Genomic DNA, 19,025 nt, shown 5'->3' with positions numbered 1-19,025 from the left:
TTTCAGGCTCCTCACAGAGAACGGGGCGCCGCTCCCGAAGGAACGACGCCCCGTGCGCGGTGATGTCAGTTGAGAAGACCGCCGAGGTCGAGGTTGGAGGTGAGGCCGTCGACGAGGTCGCCCACCTGCGTGCCGATGTCGCCGACGGATCCGCCGACCGACGTCTCGGGGGCGACAGGTGCCTCGATGCCGGTCTCGTTGCCGGAGCCGACCGGTGCCTCGACAGGAGCCTGCACGTCGTTACCGGAGGCGACCGGCGCCTGCACGTCGTTGCCCGACGCGACCGGCGCCTGGTTGCCGGAGAGCACGTCGCCCACGATGGGTCCCTGGATCACGCTCACATCGCCGACAGAGGTGTCGGGGGCGACGGATGTGTCGGGGGACACCGAAGCACTTCCGGCCTCGATCGCGCTCGTCAGCCAGGTCTGCGCGGCTTCGACCGGGGCGCTCAGCGTCGTGGTGAAGGTGGACCAGTCGCCTCCGCGGGGCTCGTCTGCCGAGGCCGGCAGCGCGAACCCGGCGACAGCGATCGCTGCAGCGCCTGCTCCCGCAGCGGTGATGATTGCCAGACGGTTCTTCGTGTTCGTACGCATCGATATCTCTCCTTGTTTTCCGTCTGCGACCTTTCGGCCGCACACAGGTCATCCGGAGCCGCGACTCGATCGGATGGGAGGAAAGATCTCAGGTCGTGATGGCGAACATCGCGTCCGTCGTGGGAAGACCGCTGGGCGATCCGCCCGCGGCCTCCACGGTGACAGCGATCACGTCGCCGGGCTGGAACGTGCCGGCGAGCTCGGAGACGGCGTCGTCGGCCGAGAAGGTGCCGGCCGGGAGGGGGGCGCCATCGCGGATGAACCACATCTCGAACGTCTTGTCGTCCTCGAGCGTCGGCATGCCGTCCGTGACCAGCACGGCCCGTCCCGTGGATGCGGACCAATGCGCTGTCGCGGACGCGCCATCGTCGAGGGTGACGCTCGCCGACTGCGCGTCGGGAGCGTCCTGGATCTGCTCCAGGGCGACCTGAGCGCCGTCCTCGGGGGTCAGCAGGCGCCCGAGCGAGAGGCCGCCGATGCCGAGGGCGAGGATGAAGGCGAGGGAGGCCGCGAGTGCGAACCACATCCGTGAGCGGGGGCGGCGCGGCGCCCGAGCGGGGGTCGGGTCCCCGGTCGGTTCAGCCGGAGCGGTCGATCGCGGAGCGTTCTGCGGCACGGTGGCGATCCGCGAGAGCAACGCGTCGCGGACCTGCGGACGGGGTACCACGTCGCCTGCGCCGTCGGCAAGGGCCGCTGCGGTGTCCAGCTCCATGGCTACGATCGTGTCCCAGGCGGGATGAGCGACCAGAAGCTCCTGGAAGCGCATCTCGTCTTCGGTGGAGAGCGCGTTGAGGGCATGGCCGGCCGCGAGGTCGCGGAACTCTTCTTCTTCTTCCATCACTGCACCCCCATCCTGGTTCGCAATCTGCTCAGTCCATCACGCATGCGTGTTTTCACGGTTCCCAACGGCGCCCCGACGAGGGCGGCGATCTCGGTCTGAGAGTAACCGCCGTAGTAGGCGAGGACGATCGTCTCGCGCTGCGCTTCGGGTAGCCCGGCGAGCGCCTCGGAGACGCGCCCGCCCTCGATCTTCAGTTCCACCGTCTCGGCGACGCCGTCATATGCGACGTCGAGATCGCGAAGGCCGACGCGTGCATCACGATCGGCGCTGGCCTGCGACGCCCGCACGCGGTCGACGGCTCGGCGGTGCGCGATGGTGAGAACCCACGACCTTCCTTGTCCCTTGTTCGGAGCGAAGCGCGAAGCGGATTGCCAGATCTCGAGAAAGACTTCCTGGAGCACCTCCTCGCTCTGCGAAGGGTCGACGAGGACGCGACGGATGAGGCCGAACATGCGCGGAGACAGCATGTCGTACAACTCTGCAAAGGCGTTCTGATCGCCCCCAGCGATCGCGGCGAGCAGCGTCGCCACATGATCGATACCCCCCGAGCCGTCCTCGGGAACCTCGACGCCGTCGATCACCACAGTCACCAGCATGCCCTATCGCGCACACAACCCCCTGCGGGCACGCGGCGGACAGGACCGCGTGGTAGGCCGTCACTCAGCGCGATGGCTGGGACGCGCCCGGGCCTCCGGACGCGTCAGCGGCATCGTCTGATCGGCGGATGCGACGCGCGCGACGCGCACGTCGCACCACCCACACGATCACGCCGGCGACGGCGATCACCGCGAGCCAAGGAAGGAGGAAGCCCAGCCCGATGACGATCCCGTTCACGGTCGCGACGAGCCCCGCCCATCCTGCGGCGATCCCGTCGCCGAATCCGGCGGGATCCGCTTGCGGCGCTGCGTCCCTCGAAGCGAGGTTGACGGTCAACGTCGACATCGCCACCTGATCCTCCAGCATCTCGAGCTGCTGCCGGTCCGCATCCAGCGCCGCCTGACGGTCGGCGAGGGCGGACTCCGCCGCGATCAGGTCCGCGACCGACGCCGACTGCGCAAGCAGCTCGGTGAGGCGCGCGACCGACGTCTCCTGCGCCGCGATCCTCGCCCGCAGGTCGACAGCCTGGTCCGTGACGTCGAAGCGATCCACCGACGACGCCGACACGGTTCCCAGAGCACCGACTTGATCGATCACATCCTGCAACCGGTCGGCGGGCACCCGCACCGTGATCGAGCTCTGCCCGGGCACCGGGTACACCGGATCGGTCGTGGTCGGAGAGCCGGCGATGCTCGCCGACGAGACGTACCCCTGCACACCCGTCACGATCGCGGTGATCTGCTGCTGGGTGTCTTCGGGGTCGTCCACGCTCATCTGGATCCACCCGGATGCGGTGACCTCGCGGCTCGTATCCGTCGCTGCGGACCGCCCGCCGTCGGCCCCCACGATGTCCTGCGCCGCGATGGCACCCTCCTGGATCTGGACACCGACAGGCGCCGAATCGTAGAGGGACACCGGGCTGGTGACCTCGGCCCCGCGACCGCCCAGGACGACGGGCGAGACGAGCGCCGCCAGCGCGACGACCGCGACACCGGCGGCGGCGACCGCCCACCCGCCACGGCGTCGCGCCCGCCGGCGGACCCAGTCGAACGCGAGATCACGGTCGATCCCTCGCTCGATCCGGTCGATCTGCTCTGCGGTCGGGCCCTCCGGCAAGGAGCGCTCCTGCCCCTGATCCCGGTCGTCGATCGTCATGATGCGTTCCCCTCCTGGACGGTGCCGCGCAGGCGGCTGCGGATGCGGGAGAGACGGTTGCGGACGGCGCCGTGGGTGAGGCCCAGCTCGACGGCCGCGGCATCGTAGGCGTAGCCGTGCGCGGCGCACAGGACGAAGAGCTCGCGATCGAGATCGCCGAGTCTCGCCACCTCCCGGGCGACGCGATCGGCCAGCTCGGAGTCGATGACCGCCTGCTCCACGTCGATCGGCGACGGCATGCGCTCGTCGAGTGTCGCGCCGACGTGCTCGCGTTCGCGGCGCAGCGCACGCAGGCGGTTCGCGCACACCAGGCGACAGATCGTCGCGAACCAGGGGAGAGCCGAGGCTCCCTCCAGTCGGAAGCCGCGAAGCTTCCGCCACGCCGTGACGAACGTCTCCTGTGCCGCGTCCTCGGCGTCCGCTGTCGTCGGCAACAGGATCGCCGCGATGCGGTAGACCGCGTCGATGTTGCCGCGATACAGCGCGCGGAAGGCCTCGTGGTCTCCGTGCGACGCGCGCGCGATCAGCTCCCCATCGCTGGTCATCGTGCCCCAATCCCTCAGCGCCGGACGCGCCGACGTCTTCTCTCACCCTCAAGTGTCCTCGGCCGCCCGATCGTCTCAGATCCGCATAAACTGTGGCGTTCGCCGATTCCGAAAGGCTCTCATGGGCTTCGAGATCCCGGTGTGGTTCCAGATCGTCGCGCTGATCGTGCTCGTTCTGATCCTGGCCGCCGACCTTCTTCTCATCCTCCGTCGACCCCACATCCCCTCCGCGCGGGAGGCCACCCTGTGGGTCGTCTTCTACGTGTCGCTCGCGCTCGTGTTCGCCCTCATCCTGCTGTGGGTCTCGGGCAGTGCGGATGCGGCGGGCCAGTTCGTGGCCGGATGGTTGACGGAGTACAGCCTCTCGGTCGACAACCTGTTCGTCTTCGTCCTGCTGATGGGGCAGTTCGCCGTCCCACGCAAGTACCAGCAGGAGGTGCTGATGGTGGGGATCATCATCGCGCTCGTGCTGCGAGGCATCTTCATCGCGTTCGGTGCCGTCCTGATCGAGAACCTCTCGTGGATCTTCTACGTGTTCGGGCTGTTCCTGGTCTGGACGGCCTGGCGTCAGGCCTTTCCCGGGGACGACGAGCACGGCGAGCAGCGCGAGAACGCCGTCGTGCGGATGCTGCGGCGCTTCGTCCAGATCAGCGACCAGTACGAGGGGTCGAAGCTGCGCACGGTTGTCGGCGGCAAGAAGGTCTTCACGCCGATGCTGCTCGTGTTCGTGGCGATCGGGTTCACGGACCTCGTCTTCGCGATCGACTCCATCCCGGCCATCTTCGGCATCACGCAGAGTGCCTTCATCGTCTTCACCGCGAACATCTTCGCCCTCATGGGGCTGCGCCAGCTCTACTTCCTGCTGGGCGGACTACTCGATCGCCTGCGCTACCTCCACTACGGGATCGCGTTCATCCTCGCCTTCATCGGCGTGAAGCTCTTCCTCCACGCTCTGCACGAGAACGAGCTGCCCTTCATCAACGGCGGCCACGGCGTCGAATGGGCGCCTGACATCTCCGCCTGGGTCTCGCTCATCGTGATCGTGGTCGCGATGGCGACCGCGACCGTCGCGAGTCTCGTGGCGGCACGGCGCGAGGCCGCATCCGTCGACGAGGGCTGAGTCGCGCGGTCAGAACGAGCGCAGGTTCGCGCCGAGGCCCGCGCCGTCGTACTCGCGGCGCAGGATGCCGCGACGGCGGAGGATCGGCACCAGCTCGTCGAGCATGCGGTGCACGGTGACCGGATGCACATCGCCCCACAGCAGGACGCCGTCGTTGCCCCAGTCGCCCAGCTGCTCGATGCGATCAGCGAGCTCGCCCGGCGTTCCCACCCACCCGGTGCCGTCCGAGATGCGGCCGAGGCGGGCGTGCGCGGCGAGGATCTCCCGCAGCGGCGTTTCGCGCGGCTCATGATCGCCGACGAGCCGGCGGATGCTGCCGTGCGACACGTGCGGAGCGAACAGCCCCTCGGGCAACGGCCGGTCGAGATCGAGCGCGGTCAGATCGGTCTCCAGATCCGAGGACTGCCGCCTGGCGATCGCGCGCAGCGCTGATTCGTCGGGCGTGCGCGACGCGGACACCAGTCGGTCCGCCTCCTCGGGGGAGGAGACCAGAACGGGCTGGATCGCGAACAGCACCTTCACGTCCGACGGGTCGCGACCGCGCTCGCGTGCGGCGCTGTGGATGCGCTCCCGGTAGGCGCGCACGCTCGCCTCGTCCAGGGGCGCGAGCGCCAGCTGCACGTCCGAGTGCGCTCCGGCGAACGCAAGACCCCGCTCCGACCCGCCCGGTGACACGATCGCAGGTTCACCGTCGGTGAAGGGGAGTGCGTTGAGCGGTCCGTCGAATCCGAAGTGCCGGCCGCGGTGGCGCACCGCCCGCATCCGGGTGCCGTCGGCGTAGCGGTCGTCATCGCGGTCGAGGACGAGCGCGCCCTCGTCCCAACTCCGCCACAGCGAGCGGATGCCTTCCAGCCACTCCTCGGCGCGGTCGTATGCGGCATCGTGTCCGAGCGGCGCGTCCGTCGAGAAGTGCCGGGCGCTGCCGGTGTCGGTCACCACGTTCAGCCCCAGCCGGTGGCCGCTCAGGTGTTGGAGCGATGCGAACTGCCGGGCGGCCGTGTACGGCAGGTATGCCGCGGGGTTGACGGTGGGTACCACTCCGAGGTGCCGGGTCGCGGCGAACAGGTACGGGGCCAGCACGAACGGGTCGTGCTTGGGGCCGCCGAAGGCGTGCCGCACCCGCAGATCGATCGTCTCCGCGGAACCGAGCGAGGGCGCATCCTCGATGATCAGCAGATCGAACCCGGCCTGCTCCAGGGTGCGTGCGGACTCCTGGTACAGGTGCGGGGCGGTCCAGTCGTAGTCCCAGTCCAGGCCGGGCAGGCCCCAGCCGTGCGGGCCGAAACCGCGGGCCAGGAACCAGCCGAAGTGCTGCGGGCGACTCACCCGATGACCTCGATCGTCCGCGTGGACGCCGCGAGGGATGCGGCCTTGAGCGCCCGCTCGAGATCGGCGATCAGGTCGTCGAGATCCTCGATGCCGATCGACAGACGCAGCGTTCCCGGATGCACACCGAGAGCGGCGCGCGCATCGTCGGTGTGCTGCGCGTGACTCGTCGTGGCCGGATGCAGCACGAGCGAGCGGACGTCGCCGAGGTGGGTCATGTGGGTCACGACCTGCACGCTCTCGACGAAGGCGCGAGCAGCCTTCTCGCCGCCGTGGAGCGTGAAGGTGAAGACCGAACCGGCGCCGCGGGGGAGAAGCCGCTTCGCGAGCGCGTGATGCGGATGGCTCGCAAGCCCTACGTAGTCGACCGACGCCACCTCGTCGCGGCTCTCGAGCCACGCCGCGATCCGTCCCGCGTTCGCCGACTGCTCGCGCACGCGCAGATGCAGCGTCTCGATGCCCTGCGACACGAGGAAGGCGTTGAGCGGCGACGGTGTGGGTCCCAGCCGCGGTGCCACGGACTCGCGCACATAGGCGAGACGCGCGCGGGGGCCGTGGCGTTCCCAGACGCTCGGCGCGCCGTCGTGGCGCGCGGTCACCAGCTGGGGGAACAGCGCGCCCGATCGGGCGGCATCGAACCGGCCGTCGTCGACGATGACGCCGCCGAGCGCCGCCCCGTGGCCGGCGAGGAACTTGCTCGCCGAGTGGACGACGACCGCCGCGCCCAGCTCGATCGGTCGCACCAGGTAGGGCGTGGCGAAGGTGTTGTCGACGACGAGCGGGATGCCGTGGGCGTCCGCAACGGCTGCGACGGCGGGCACGTCCAGCAGATCGTTGCGCGCGTTGCCGATGGACTCGGCGAACAGGGCACGGGTCTCGGGACGGATCGCCCCCTCCCACGCCCGCGGGTCCGCGATGTCGTCGACATAGGTGACCGTCACCCCGAACCGGGACAGCAGGTCGTTCACGAGCCCGCGCGTTCCCTCGTAGATGTGGGTGGAGCTGACCAGGTGGTCACCGGCCGAGAGCAGCGACAGCAGCGCGACGGAGACGGCCGCCTGGCCGCTGCCGACGAACACGGCACCGGCACCGCCCTCGAGCTCGGCGATGCGACGCTCGAGGGCGTCGACGGTCGGATTGCCGGTGCGCGTGTACCCGTAGCCGTCGCCCGTCGCGAAGTGAGCGGCCGCGTGATCGAAGTCGTCGAAGCGGAAGCCGGCGGTCATGTACACCGGGACGGTGCGCGATGCCGCATCCGTCCATTCGGTGCCGCTGTGCACCTGTCGCGTGGCGAATCCGTGGGTGGGTTCGGTCATGAGGGTCCTGCCGTCTCGGGTCGCAGCAGCCTAAAAGCACCGACCACTCGCGGACGAGTGCGCCGACACACAACGTCACCTGCGGGCCCGTGCGGTGGGCCTCGGCGCCGGAGGGCGGTGGTAGCCTGTGCGGGTGCGGATCGCTCGCCTTCTCCTTCGCAGCCGCGACGAGTCCTAGACCCAGGCCTCCCTCGTCGCGGAGTTCGTTGCGGGCTTGATCCACCGTCATCTCAGGAGAACGACAGCATGAGCAATCCCGATCACTCCGCGGCGTCCGCGCCGCGCACCCTGGCCGAGAAGGTCTGGGACAACCACTTGGTGGTCAAGGGCGAGGACGGCCAGCCCGACCTCATCTACATCGACCTGCACCTCGTGCACGAGGTCACGAGCCCGCAGGCCTTCGACGGTCTCCGCGCGGAAGGGCGGGGCCTGCGGCGCCTCGACCTGACCATCGCGACGGAGGACCACAACACCCCGACGCTCGCGATCGACAAGCCGATCGCCGACCCGACCAGCCGTCTCCAGATCGAGACGCTGCGTCGCAACGCCGCCGAGTTCGGTGTGCGCATCCACTCGCTGGGCGACGCTGAGCAGGGGATCGTGCACGTCGTCGGGCCGCAGCTGGGGCTCACGATGCCGGGCATCACGGTCGTCTGCGGCGATTCGCACACCTCCACCCATGGGGCGTTCGGAGCGATGGCATTCGGCATCGGTACGAGCGAGGTCGAGCACGTCATGGCGACGCAGACCCTGCCGCTGAAGCCGTTCAAGACCATGGCCATCACCGTGGAGGGGACGCTGCGCCCCGGCGTCACCGCGAAGGACATCATCCTCGCTGTCATCGCGAAGATCGGCACCAACGGCGGGCAGGGCTACGTGCTCGAGTTCCGCGGCAGCGCCATCCGGGCCCTCTCGATGGAGGGGCGCATGACGATGTGCAACATGTCGATCGAGGCGGGCGCGCGCGCCGGCATGGTCGCCCCCGACGAGACCACGTTCGCCTACCTGAAGGGGCGTCCGCACGCCCCGAAGGGGCAGGACTGGGACGATGCGGTCGCCTACTGGCGCACGCTCCCGAGCGACGAGGGCGCCGTCTACGACGCGGAGGTCTTCCTCGACGCCGACGAGCTCGAGCCCTTTGTGACGTGGGGCACGAACCCTGGTCAGGGCGTGTCGCTGAACGACGTCGTCCCGACGCCGTCCGAGATCGCGGACCCGAACGAGCGCGTGGCCGCCGAGCGGGCGCTGCAGTACATGGATCTGGCCCCCGGTACGAAGCTGAAGGACGTCCCCGTGGATGCGGTCTTCATGGGTTCGTGCACGAACAGCCGGATCGAGGACCTGCGCGCTTTCGCGTCGATCGTGAAGGGTCGTAAGAAGGCCGAGGGCGTCCGGGTGATGGTCGTGCCCGGCTCCGCGCGCGTTCGGCTGGAAGCGGAGGCTGAGGGACTGCACCGCATCTTCGAGGAGTTCGGCGCCGAGTGGCGCTTCGCAGGATGCTCGATGTGTCTGGGCATGAACCCCGATCAGCTTGCTCCGGGTGAGCGGTGCGCCTCCACGTCGAACCGCAACTTCGAGGGTCGGCAGGGCAAGGGCGGGCGCACGCACCTGGTGTCGCCGCTCGTCGCCGCGGCGACCGCGGTGCGCGGAACGCTGTCGAGTCCGGGGGATCTCGATCCCGTCGAAGAGCCGGCGATCGTCGGGGCGGGGGTCTGAGATGGAGAAGTTCAGCGTTCACACCGGTGTCGCCGCCGCCCTCAAGCGCTCCGCCGTCGACACGGATCAGATCATCCCCGCGGTTTACCTCAAGCGGGTGACCAAGACGGGGTTCGAGGATGCGCTGTTCGCCAACTGGCGCCAGGATCCCGACTTCGTGCTGAACCAGCCGATCTTCGCGCAGAGCTCGATCCTGGTCGCCGGACCCGACTTCGGCACCGGCTCGAGCCGTGAGCACGCGGTCTGGGCCCTACGCGACTACGGGTTCAAGGTCGTGCTGAGCCCCAAGTTCGCCGACATCTTCCGCGGCAACGCGGGCAAGCAGGGTCTCGTGACGGGTGTCGTCACCGAGGCCGACATCGAAGCGCTTTGGGCGGCCATCGACGCGCAGCCCGGCATGGAGATGACGGTCGATCTGACGGCGCGCGAGGTCGTTGCGGGCGAGCTCCGGGTCCCGTTCGAGATCGACGATTACACTAGGTGGCGGTTGCTGGAGGGCCTCGACGACATCGGGCTCACACTCCGCAACGAAGACAAGATCGCCGCCTACGAAGCGCGACGCGAATCCTGGAAGCCGCGGACACTCCCGCCCCTTCCCGCACAGTGAGGTACCGCATATGACACTTCTCGGGCAGACCGCCGAATCCTCCAGCCCGCTCGCGGAGGAGGCGGAGATCCTCGAGATCCGCGGCGGACGGCCTCTGCGGGGCACCGTCGAGGTCAAGGGCGCGAAGAACCTCGTCACGAAGGCCATGGTCGCCGCGCTGCTCGGCGAGAGCCCGAGTCTGCTGCGCGACGTGCCGATGATCAGCGACGTCGCCGTGGTGCGATCGCTGCTCGAGGTGCACGGTGTGCGCGTGGCCGAGGGCGACGAGCCCGGCTCGCTCGTGCTCGACCCCCGTGACGTCGAGAGCGCCCACATGGAGGAGATCGACGCGCACGCGGGTGCCTCCCGCATCCCGATCCTCTTCTGCGGGCCGCTGCTGCACCGCCTCGGCCAGGCGTTCATCCCCGACCTCGGCGGATGCCGCATCGGCGACCGACCGATCGACTTCCACCTCGATGCGCTCCGCAAGTTCGGCGCGATCGTGGAGAAGCTTCCCAGCGGCATCCGTCTGTCCGCCCCGCGCGGTCTGCACGGCGCGAACATCCACCTGCCCTACCCGAGCGTCGGGGCGACGGAGCAGGTGCTGCTGACCGCCGTGCGTGCACAGGGCGTCACGGAGCTGCACAACGCCGCGATCGAGCCCGAGATCATGGATCTCATCGCCCTGCTGCAGAAGATGGGCGCGATCATCTCCTACGAGCCCAACCGCGTCATCCTCATCGAGGGTGTGCCGAAGCTCAACGGTTACGATCACCGCTCGATCTTCGACCGCAACGAGGCTGCGAGCTGGGCGAGCGCCGCGATCGCGACGGACGGGGAGATCTTCGTCGCCGGTGCTCGCCAGCAGGAGATGCTGACCTTCCTCAATGTGCTCCGCAAGATCGGTGCCCACTTCGAGGTGCGTGAAGACGGCATCCTGTTCGCGCGCGGCGAGGCGCTGAAGCCCGTCACGGTAGAGACCGACGTGCACCCCGGCTTCATGACCGACTGGCAGCAGCCGCTCATCGTCGCGCTGACGCAGGCGACCGGACGCTCCGTCGTGCACGAGACGGTGTACGAGAATCGCTTCGGCTTCACGCAGGCTCTCGTCAAGATGGGTGCCGACATCACGGTGTACCCGCACGGTCTCCAGGAGGGCCCGCGCCGCGTGCCGCGCCGCTCGCTGGAGCAGGCCGCGGTCATCACCGGACCCACCCCGCTGCACGGCGCCGACATCACGGTTCCGGACCTGCGCGGCGGATACAGCCACGTCATCGCGGCGCTGGCTGCGGAGGGCACCTCGACGGTGCGTAACATCGGGATCATCCGCCGCGGATACGCGGACTTCCTCGCGAAGCTGACCGCGCTCGGCGCCGACTTCGACGTCGTCGGCTGATGGCGCCCCAGACGCACCGTCGGCGGCGCGCGTCGGCGGAGAAGACGCGGCCGAGCGTCTTCTGGCTGCTCGGTGGGATCGTCGTCCCGTTCGTCGGTCTGATCGCCAAGATCGAGATCGAGGGCGAGGACAACCTGCCCGAAGAGGGCCCGTTCGTGCTGGCCCCCAACCATCACAGCGAGATCGACCCGCTGCTCGTCGCCGTGGCCGTCTGGCGCATGGGTCGTGCCCCGCGATTCATGGCGAAGGAGAGCCTCTTCCGGGTTCCCGTGCTCGGCTGGGCGTTGCGCGCGACCGGCATGATCCCCGTTGCGCGCGCCTCTAGCGCCGCTGCTGCGAAGCAGGCGCTCGATACGGCGCGTCACCTGGCGGAGCGTCGGGCGGGTGTCATCGTGTATCCCGAAGGAACGCTCACACGCGATCCCGACCTGTGGCCGATGCGCGGGAAGACCGGCGCGGCGCGCCTGGCGCTGGTCGGTGACATCCCCCTCATCCCGATGGCCCAGTGGGGTGCGCAGCAGATCATGCCGCGCTACGGCAAGTTCCGCCTCTGGCCGCTGCGCAGGCGCGTGCGTGTGCGCGTGGGGGAGCCCATCGCGCTCGAGGAGTACCGCGACCGTGCCGCCCACCCGGCGGCTCAGGCGGAGCTCACCGCGCGGGTCATGGATGAGATCGCCGGACTGCTGTCGGATCTCCGTGGTGAGCCCGCTCCCGCGGCGCGCTGGGAGCCCGGCGCCCACGGACAGAGCGAGACGGGCCGTCTTGAGTAGGCGTCCCCCGACCCCCGTGACCCGCGTCGCCGTGCTCGGTGCGGGCAGCTGGGGCACCACCTTCGGCAAGATCCTCGCGGACGGCGGCGCGAACGTCGTCATGTGGGCGCGCCGCCCCGAGCTCGCGAACGAGATCCACACCGGCAAACGCAACACGAAGTACCTGCCCGGCATCAACCTGCCGCGCACGATGACCGCGACGTCGCACCTCGCGGAGGCCCTCGAAGGTGCCGACCAGGTGTACTTGTCGATGCCGAGTCAGGCGCTCCGTGAGAACCTCGCGGGCGTCAGGCCCCTGCTCGAGGGAAGCTCGGCGCGTGTGGTCTCGCTCATGAAGGGCGTCGAGAAGCGCACGGGGCTGCGGATGAGTCAGGTCATCGAGCAGGCGCTCGGCTGCGACCCGGCACGCATCGCCGTGGCTTCCGGCCCGAACCTCGCACTCGAGATCGCGCAGGAGCAGCCCACCGCCGCCGTCATCTCCTCGATCAGCCCCGAGACCGCGGAGATCGTCGCCCGCGCGGCGCGCAACCGCTACTTCCGTTCCTTCGTCAACACGGACGTGATCGGCACCGAGTTCGGCGGCGTGCTGAAGAACCTGATCGCGGTCGCGATCGGCATCGTCGACGGTGTCGGCTACGGCGAGAACACGAAGGCGTCGATCATCACCCGCGGTCTGGTCGAGATGACCGATTTCGCCGTCGCCCAGGGCGCTCAGCCCGAGACCCTGCAGGGGCTCGCCGGGCTCGGCGACCTGATCGCCACGTGCCAATCGCCTCTCAGCCGCAACAACACCGCCGGCAGGCTCCTCGGACAGGGGTACAAGTTCCAGGACGTCGTGGCGCAGATGCAGCAGACGGCGGAGGGACTCGCATCCGTCGCTCCGATCCTGCAACTGGCCAAGGCGAGCGGCGTGCAGATGCCGATCGTCGAGCAGGTCAAGCGTGTGCTGGACGGCACGATGAACCCGCGAGAGATCGCCCCCCACCTGACCACCGACGACGACACCCCGCAGGGGGAGAGGACCCAGCATGGACAAGCCGGTAGTGGTGGTGCTCTTTGGCGGTCGCTCCAGCGAGCATTCGATCAGTTCCGCCACGGCGGGCGGGGTTCTGGGCTCGCTTGATCGCGAGCGCTACCGGGTGATTCCGGTCGGCCTCACCCGCGAGGGCGCGTTCGTGCTCGAGGACGACGACCCAGACAAGTTCGCGCTCATCGCCGATCACCTGCCTGCCGTCGTAGACAACGGCACGCGCATCATCTGGCCCGAGGCCGCGGGCGACAGGCAGCTGCGTGTCCGCGACGCGGACGGCACCGTGCGCGAGTTGGGTGCGGTGGACGCGGTTCTGCCGATCCTGCACGGCTCGCACGGTGAAGACGGCACCATCCAGGGCTTCTTCGACACGTTGGAGCTCGCCTACGCCGGCGGAGGGGTGATCGACTCTGCGCTGTGCATGGACAAGCACTTCATGAAGGTCGCGCTGCAGGCGGACGGCATCCCGGTGTCGCCCGGGGTGACGGTGCGCCGTGCGGACTGGCACGAGGACACGGATGCGGTGCGCCCGCGCCTCGCCCACCTCGAGCTTCCCTGGTTCGTCAAGCCGGCGCGCGCGGGCTCCAGCGTCGGCGTCTCGAAGGTGCACTCCGCCGATGAGCTCGACGCGGCGCTGCGGGTCGCCTTCGCGGAGGACGACAAGGTGCTCGTCGAGCAGGGCATCGTCGGACGCGAGGTCGAGGTGGGTGTGCTCGAGGGACGCGACGGCGTCGTGCGCGCCTCGCTTCCCGGCGAGATCGTGTTGAGCTCGCGCGAGTTCTACGACTTCGAGGGCAAGTATCTCGGTGGCGACGGAGTGGACGTGGTGTGCCCCGCGGACATGACCGATGCGGAGATCGAAGCTGTTCGGGCCATGGCGCTGCGCGCCTTCGCGGCCGTCGACGGCCGCGGGCTCGCACGCGTCGACTTCTTCCTGACCGCCGACGGCCCGATCGTCAACGAGCTGAACACGATGCCCGGTTTCACGCCGATCTCGATGTTCCCGAAGTGCTGGATCGCGTCGGGCCTCAGTTACTCGGAGCTGCTGTCGGAGCTCATCGAGACGGCGCTCGCGCGACGCTGACGCCTACGAGGTGCCGGGGCGTGCGGTGCACTCCCCGTCCTTCGGCAACTTCGCGACCAGGGACGAGAGGCTGTCGAGCACGTCGACGCTGGAGACCACGTCGTTGTCGAGGTAGATCTCCACGGCGGGCGTGCGCCCGAAGCTCGTGAGGCGGTACCGGGGTGCGTCGCTGTCGTCGACGAGCCAGTCCACGCCCGACACCGTCTGGCAGACGAGAGTCGAGGGTCCGGGCGGGGTCACGCCGCAGGTCAGGATCACGGCGGCCGGGTCGCCCCACGCCCCCGTCGCCTGCGCGTCCGTCCACCGACGGTCCTGGCCCGCCACATTCTGGGGCAGGTAGGCCGTGACATCCGCGCAGCGCGGATCGTTCGCTGCCGGGGCGGGGTCGAGCGCGACCGTGCTGCTGCAGCCGGTGAGGGCGACCAGGGCGAGGGCGACGGCTGCCAGACGGCCGAGTCGGGGGCGGATCACCCCTCCAGGCTAACCCCGGGCGCGCCCGCATCCGTCTCGCGTTAGCGTGGAGACGGGTAGCGTGGCGGGGTGGACGAGCGCAGCGAGACGACCGTGGCGGAGCTGAGCGAGCGAGAGATCCTGCGCCGCATCCTGGCGCGTGTCGGGTCCGGCTCGGCCGTGGTCGGTCCCGGGGATGACGCAGCAGTGCTGGCGCCCGGCGGGCAGGTCGTCGCGACCGTGGACACCCTGGTGCACGGCCCGGATTTCCGGCTCGCGTGGACGGGAGGGTTCGACCTCGGCTGGAAGGCCGCCGCCGTGAACCTCGCGGACGTGGCCGCCATGGGTGCGCGTCCCACCGCATTGCTCGTCGCGCTCGCGATGCCGGAGGACACGACGATCGGCTTCATCGAGGCCATGGCGGACGGCCTGCGCGCGGCGTGCGACGAGCTCGCACCCGGGTGCGCCGTGGAGGGCGGCGACCTGACGGTCTCCGACACCCTCACCGTCGCCGTCACCGCGTTGGGGGAGCTCGACGGCCCTGCAGTGCTCCGATCCGGCGCGCGGGAGGGCGACACGGTCGCGATCGCGGGGGAGCTGGGCGGTGCCGCGCGCGGGCTGCGACTCCTGTTCACCCGGTTCCGCGACGCCGATGCGCGCCCGATGCCGGTCGACCCGCAGGTGCTCACGGACGCAGAGCGCGAGGACATCGCAGCGCAGTTGCGCCCGCATCCGCCCATCGCCCTCGGACCGCGTGCGGCGGCGGCGGGCGCGCGCGCCATGATGGATGTGTCCGACGGTCTCGTGCTCGACGCGACGCGCCTGGCGGATGCCTCCGGCGTCACGATCGCGCTCGACACGGCGCCTCTCGGCCCGGATGCGGAGGTCGCACTCAGCGGCGGGGAGGATCACGCCCTTCTGGCCACCTTCCCCGCTCACGTCGACCTCCCCGAGGGTTTCCGTCGGATCGGCGCGGTCCGCGCGCGCGGCGAGCATCCGGTCACGGTGGACGGCGCGAGTCCCGCCGATCGCGGCGGATGGGATCCTTACGCGGATTGGGACGCGGGGCGCGGCTGAGCCCACCACAGCGCGGTGTCGCCGTGACGGCGCTCGCGCACCTGCTCCAGGTCTGCGAGCTCCCACTCGGGCTCAGTGGAGCGTTTCGCACGCTCGACGACCACGAGAGCGTCGGCGGAGAGCAGAGGACGCAGCAGTGCGAGCGCCTCGGCCAATTCCGCGTCGGCGATGTCGTAGGGCGGGTCGAGGAACACGAGGTCGTACTCGCCTCCGCCCTGACGAAGGAACGCGTTCACCGTGCTGCGGTGAGCCCGCGCCGTCGCGCCGGCGGCTCGGGCGATCAGCTCGGCGTTGCGCCGCACCACGGCGGCGGCCTTCGGATTGTGCTCGACGAGATCGACGTGCACGGCGCCGCGGCTGAGCGCTTCGAGGCCGAGCGCACCCGAGCCGGCGTACAGGTCCAGCACGCGGGCGCCGGCAAGCATGTCCTGGGACTCGAGCGCGGCGAAGAGGGACTCACGCACGCGGTCGCTCGTCGGCCGGGTGCCACTGGCCGGCACGTCGAGTCGGAGTCCGCCGGCGGCTCCGGCGATGATGCGCGTCACCCCCTCACCCTACCGATGGGCGTGGGGGAGGCCCGCCGTAGAATCGGCTCATGTCCGTCACCCTCGATTCCCGTCTCGACGGCGTGATCGGGGGCAAGGCCGCGACGACCCTGCAGCGGGCGTTCGGGATGCGGACGGTGGGCGATCTGCTGACGCACTACCCGCGTCGGTACGCGAAGCACGGTGAGCTCACCCCCATCGATTCGTTGACGGTCGACGAGCAGGTCACGATCGTGGCGCAGGTCAAGAGCGTCACCGACCGGAGGATGAAGAACCGACGAGGCTCGATCCTCGAGGTCGTCATCACCGACGGCCGCGGCGACCTCGTGCTCACCTTCTTCAATCAGTCGTGGCGGCAGGACCAGCTCAAGGTCGGCCGGCGCGGCACTTTCTCGGGCAAGGTCGGCGAGTACCGCCGTCAGATGCAGCTCGCGCATCCGGACTATCAGCTCTTCGAAGACGAGAGCGTGGCGTTGATGAACGCACAGGCGTACGCCTCGCAGCCCATACCGATCTACCCGGCGACCGCATCGCTGTCGAGCTGGAAGATCGGTGAGCTGATCTCCCACACGCTCGATCTGCTCGCACCTCTCGACGATCCGATCCCGGACGACATCCGCGCCCGCGAGGGGCTGTTGAGCTTCCGCGACGCGCTGGAGCGCGTGCATCGGCCGGACTTCGACGATGCCGTCGACCAGGCGGTGCACACTCTGCGCTGGCAGGAGGCGCTCGTCCTGCAGACCGCTCTTCTGCAGCAGCGCCAGCTCGTCCGTGCGCTGTCGGCGGAGCCTCGCCCGGCGGGGTCTCTGCTGGAGCGTTTCGACGCGGCATTGCCTTTCGATCGAACGCCGGACCAGGTCTCCGTGGGCGATGCCATCGCGGCCGATCTCGTCGGCCCCTGGCCCATGAACCGCCTCGTGCAAGGCGAGGTGGGCTCTGGCAAGACGCTCGTGGCTCTGCGTGCCATGCTCCAGGTGGCCCAGAGCGGTGGGCAGTCGGCTCTGATCGCCCCGACGGAGGTGCTCGCCGCACAGCATCTGCGCTCACTCACGAAGATGCTCGGTCCCACCCTCGCTCCCGAGCTCATGCCGACGCTGCTCACCGGTCAGATGGGCGCCGCCGAACGGCGCAAGGCGGCACTGCGGGTCGCCGCCGGACAGGCGCTCATCGTCGTCGGCACGCACGCGCTGCTCAGCGACAAGACGACGTTCGCCGACCTCGCCCTCGTCGTCGTGGACGAGCAGCACCGCTTCGGCGTCGAGCAGCGCGAGACGCTCCGTGCCAAGGGCACGAGTCCGCACGCGCTCGTGCTGACGGCCACGCCGATTCCGCGCACCGTGGCGATGACCGTGTTCGGCGACCTCGACGTCTCCACGATCCGCACGATGCCTGCCGGGCGCGCCGGCATCGAGTCGTTCGTCGCGCCCGTGGGTGAGAAGCCCGCGTGGTTCGAACGTGTCTGGATGCGCGCGGCGGAGGAAGTGGAGAAGGGCTATCAGGTCTTCGTGGTGTGTCCGGCCATCGACGTCGAGCCCGAGACCGCGATCGCCGAAGCCGGGCAGGAGCCTTCGGCCACGATCGACGATCTCCCCGACGACGCGGGTGCCGCCCGTCCACGGTGGGGTGTCGTGCAGGTCGTCGGGCTTCTCGCCGAGCATCCCCGGTTCGCCGACAAGCGCATCGCGCTGCTGCACGGCAAGCTCCCCTCGGACGAGAAGGACGCGGTCATGCGCGCCTTCGCCGCGGGCGACATCGACGTGCTCGTGGCGACCACCGTCGTCGAGGTCGGTGTCGATGTGCCCAACGCGTCGACGATGATCATTCTCGACGCGGACCGCTTCGGCGTGTCTCAGCTGCACCAGCTCCGCGGACGCGTCGGGCGCGGTTCGGTGCCGGGGCTCTGCCTGCTCGTGACGGACGCGCCGCCGCGCACATCCGCTCGCACGCGCGTGGAGGCGGTCGCGGCGACGCTCGACGGTTTCGAGCTCGCCGAGGTGGACCTCCAGTTACGGGGCGAGGGCAACGTGCTCGGAGCAGCGCAGTCGGGAGCACGCTCGTCTCTGCGGATGCTGCGCGTCGTCACGGACGCCGATCTCATCGCGCGTGCGCGCAGCGACGGCGAGGTGATCCTGGTCGACGACCCCGCGCTGTTGCGGCATCCCGGACTCGCGGGTGCGATCGAGCGTCGGCTGGATGCGGACGAGCGCGCGGCGCTGGGAAAGAACTGACGGCTTCGCGGTGCGTTCCTCTCCTGCCGAGAGCGCCCCGCTAGGGTGAGAGGGTGAGCAACCGGATCGCCGTCGTCCCCGGCTCCTTCGACCCGCCCACCCTCGGTCACCTCGACGTCATCCGTCGGGCCGCGGGCCTGTACGACGAGGTCCACGTGCTCGTCGTGCACAATCCGGGCAAGGAGGCGATGCTCCCCATCGCTCAGCGTGTCTCCCTGCTGGAGCAGTCGATCCGCGAGGACGGCTTCCCGGCCGAGCACGTGACGGTGGCGTCATGGAGCGTCGGCCTGCTGGTCGACTACGCGACGGAGGTCGGTGCCGGTGTGCTCGTCAAGGGCATCCGCTCGCAGGTGGACGTCGCCTACGAGACACCGATGGCGATCGTGAACCGCCATCTCGCAGGGGTCGAGACGGTGTTCCTGCTGCCCGACCCCTCGCACGCACTCGTGTCGAGCTCGCTCGTGCGACAGGTCGCCTCTCTCGGCGGTGACGTCTCGCCGTATGTTCCGCCGGTTGTCTCGCGGTTCCTCGACACGGGCGGCCGCGGCATCTGAACCGGCCCCGCCTCGCGTCGGCGGGCTAGACTCTCCGGGTGAGAAATCGTCGACCCGGCCCCTTCAGCATCGGTGTGCGTGACATCGTCAATCGCC

At 69.6% G+C, this 19,025-nt stretch carries 19 protein-coding genes; 10 read left to right on the top strand and 9 right to left on the bottom strand.

Annotated elements, in window-relative coordinates; translation table 11 throughout:
- Nucleotides 1-65 precede the first annotated feature (65 nt).
- From EHF32_RS05490 to EHF32_RS05470, 5 genes are all read right to left on the bottom strand, one after another.
- Complete coding sequence (locus tag EHF32_RS05490; RefSeq protein WP_137417185.1) at nucleotides 66-593, bottom strand: hypothetical protein; 528 nt, start codon at nucleotides 591-593, stop codon at nucleotides 66-68.
- An 88-nt stretch (nucleotides 594-681) separates the two neighbouring features.
- Nucleotides 682-1,431, bottom strand: coding sequence for an anti-sigma factor (locus EHF32_RS05485; protein WP_137417184.1), 750 nt, complete (start codon nucleotides 1,429-1,431; stop codon nucleotides 682-684).
- Complete coding sequence (sigK, locus tag EHF32_RS05480; protein ID WP_192900699.1) at nucleotides 1,431-2,030, bottom strand: ECF RNA polymerase sigma factor SigK; 600 nt, start codon at nucleotides 2,028-2,030, stop codon at nucleotides 1,431-1,433. The genes EHF32_RS05485 and sigK overlap by 1 nt, the downstream gene beginning before the upstream one ends.
- 64 nt (nucleotides 2,031-2,094) lie before the next feature.
- Entirely contained in the window at nucleotides 2,095-3,186 is a 1,092-nt protein-coding gene (locus EHF32_RS05475) for a DUF4349 domain-containing protein (RefSeq protein ID WP_137417183.1), read from the bottom strand.
- Entirely contained in the window at nucleotides 3,183-3,731 is a 549-nt protein-coding gene (locus EHF32_RS05470; RefSeq protein ID WP_137417181.1) for an RNA polymerase sigma factor, read from the bottom strand. Before EHF32_RS05470 ends, EHF32_RS05475 begins: the two co-directional genes overlap by 4 nt.
- Nucleotides 3,732-3,852: 121 nt before the next feature.
- On the opposite strand from EHF32_RS05470, the gene EHF32_RS05465 reads away from it, so the two are divergent.
- Nucleotides 3,853-4,851, top strand: a complete 999-nt coding sequence (locus tag EHF32_RS05465; RefSeq protein WP_137417179.1) for a TerC/Alx family metal homeostasis membrane protein — start codon at nucleotides 3,853-3,855, stop codon at nucleotides 4,849-4,851.
- Between the two features lie 9 nt (nucleotides 4,852-4,860).
- Here EHF32_RS05465 and EHF32_RS05460 read toward each other — a convergent pair whose 3' ends face one another.
- Nucleotides 4,861-6,177 (bottom strand): LLM class flavin-dependent oxidoreductase, encoded by a 1,317-nt coding sequence (locus tag EHF32_RS05460; RefSeq protein WP_137417177.1) that lies wholly within the window; start codon nucleotides 6,175-6,177, stop codon nucleotides 4,861-4,863.
- Nucleotides 6,174-7,493: an O-acetylhomoserine aminocarboxypropyltransferase/cysteine synthase family protein gene (locus EHF32_RS05455; RefSeq protein WP_137417176.1), complete on the bottom strand. Its 1,320-nt coding sequence runs from the start codon at nucleotides 7,491-7,493 to the stop codon at nucleotides 6,174-6,176. The genes EHF32_RS05460 and EHF32_RS05455 overlap by 4 nt, the downstream gene beginning before the upstream one ends.
- A gap of 246 nt (nucleotides 7,494-7,739) precedes the next feature.
- On the opposite strand from EHF32_RS05455, the gene leuC reads away from it, so the two are divergent.
- The 6 genes from leuC to EHF32_RS05425 are packed head-to-tail and all read left to right on the top strand — an operon-like array spanning nucleotide 7,740 to nucleotide 14,075.
- Nucleotides 7,740-9,209, top strand: a complete 1,470-nt coding sequence (leuC, locus tag EHF32_RS05450) for a 3-isopropylmalate dehydratase large subunit (RefSeq protein ID WP_137417175.1) — start codon at nucleotides 7,740-7,742, stop codon at nucleotides 9,207-9,209.
- Between the two features lies 1 nt (nucleotide 9,210).
- Nucleotides 9,211-9,816, top strand: coding sequence for a 3-isopropylmalate dehydratase small subunit (gene leuD, locus EHF32_RS05445; RefSeq protein ID WP_137417174.1), 606 nt, complete (start codon nucleotides 9,211-9,213; stop codon nucleotides 9,814-9,816).
- 10 nt (nucleotides 9,817-9,826) lie between these two features.
- A complete protein-coding gene (murA, locus tag EHF32_RS05440) occupies nucleotides 9,827-11,191 on the top strand; it encodes a UDP-N-acetylglucosamine 1-carboxyvinyltransferase (RefSeq protein ID WP_137417173.1) in 1,365 nt (454 codons plus the stop codon).
- A complete protein-coding gene (locus tag EHF32_RS05435; RefSeq protein WP_137417172.1) occupies nucleotides 11,191-11,961 on the top strand; it encodes a lysophospholipid acyltransferase family protein in 771 nt (256 codons plus the stop codon). Before murA ends, EHF32_RS05435 begins: the two co-directional genes overlap by 1 nt.
- Nucleotides 11,962-11,992: 31 nt before the next feature.
- A complete protein-coding gene (locus tag EHF32_RS05430; RefSeq protein WP_443189865.1) occupies nucleotides 11,993-13,084 on the top strand; it encodes an NAD(P)H-dependent glycerol-3-phosphate dehydrogenase in 1,092 nt (363 codons plus the stop codon).
- Entirely contained in the window at nucleotides 12,990-14,075 is a 1,086-nt protein-coding gene (locus tag EHF32_RS05425) for a D-alanine--D-alanine ligase family protein (RefSeq protein WP_137417170.1), read from the top strand. The genes EHF32_RS05430 and EHF32_RS05425 overlap by 95 nt, the downstream gene beginning before the upstream one ends.
- 3 nt (nucleotides 14,076-14,078) lie before the next feature.
- Here EHF32_RS05425 and EHF32_RS05420 read toward each other — a convergent pair whose 3' ends face one another.
- Entirely contained in the window at nucleotides 14,079-14,546 is a 468-nt protein-coding gene (locus EHF32_RS05420; protein ID WP_137417169.1) for a DUF3515 family protein, read from the bottom strand.
- A gap of 69 nt (nucleotides 14,547-14,615) precedes the next feature.
- Between EHF32_RS05420 and thiL the strand changes: the two genes are divergently transcribed.
- Nucleotides 14,616-15,602 carry a thiamine-phosphate kinase gene (gene thiL, locus EHF32_RS05415; protein WP_137417168.1) on the top strand — a complete coding sequence of 329 codons (987 nt, stop codon included), beginning with the start codon at nucleotides 14,616-14,618 and terminating at the stop codon, nucleotides 15,600-15,602.
- Here the strand turns inward: thiL and rsmD are convergent.
- On the bottom strand, nucleotides 15,572-16,147 hold the full coding sequence (rsmD, locus tag EHF32_RS05410; RefSeq protein ID WP_137417167.1) for a 16S rRNA (guanine(966)-N(2))-methyltransferase RsmD: 576 nt from the start codon (nucleotides 16,145-16,147) through the stop codon (nucleotides 15,572-15,574). The genes thiL and rsmD overlap by 31 nt on opposite strands.
- Nucleotides 16,148-16,197: 50 nt before the next feature.
- Here rsmD and EHF32_RS05405 point away from each other — a divergent pair, with 50 nt between their 5' ends.
- Complete coding sequence (locus EHF32_RS05405; RefSeq protein WP_137417166.1) at nucleotides 16,198-18,375, top strand: ATP-dependent DNA helicase RecG; 2,178 nt, start codon at nucleotides 16,198-16,200, stop codon at nucleotides 18,373-18,375.
- Nucleotides 18,376-18,428: 53 nt separating this feature from the next.
- Nucleotides 18,429-18,929 carry a pantetheine-phosphate adenylyltransferase gene (gene coaD / locus EHF32_RS05400; protein ID WP_137417165.1) on the top strand — a complete coding sequence of 167 codons (501 nt, stop codon included), beginning with the start codon at nucleotides 18,429-18,431 and terminating at the stop codon, nucleotides 18,927-18,929.
- Nucleotides 18,930-19,025: the final 96 nt, after the last annotated feature.

It is taken from the genome of Microbacterium sp. RG1 (assembly GCF_005347485.1).
GTDB lineage: Bacteria > Actinomycetota > Actinomycetes > Actinomycetales > Microbacteriaceae > Microbacterium > Microbacterium binotii_A.
The sequence above is the reverse complement of the archived record's forward strand: the minus strand, read 5'-3'. Positions and strand labels throughout refer to the sequence as shown.